Source organism: Xenorhabdus bovienii (assembly GCF_024721015.1).
In the GTDB taxonomy this organism is placed as follows: domain Bacteria; phylum Pseudomonadota; class Gammaproteobacteria; order Enterobacterales; family Enterobacteriaceae; genus Xenorhabdus; species Xenorhabdus bovienii.
On record NZ_JANAIF010000495.1, the window covers coordinates 1 to 232 of the forward strand.

At 50.4% G+C, this 232-nt stretch carries 1 protein-coding gene; it reads right to left on the bottom strand.

All coding sequences use genetic code 11. The annotated features are described in order from the left end of the window. Positions 1-191, bottom strand: a 191-nt coding sequence (locus tag NXS07_RS22140) for a glycosyltransferase family A protein (protein ID WP_368859267.1), incomplete at its 3' end; no start/stop codon positions are given. Between the last annotated feature and the right edge of the window lie 41 nt (positions 192-232).

A 232-nucleotide genomic window follows, 5' to 3' on the forward strand; every position in this document is an offset into this window, starting at 1 on the left:
TGATGAATGACGCTGACCCGCTTATCGTTACCAAACACCGAATTAACCAAAGCGTCCACGGGCTCCGGCTGTCCGCCATCGTTTACAATTACCAATTGCCAGTGCGGATAGGTTTGATCCTTTACGCTTTCCAGCGCACGTCGCAATAGCACGGCCCTATTCTTGGTGCGCGTAACAATTCCAACCGACACGGTTTCACTATATTCATACTTAGGCGAAACGAAAGGTGCGG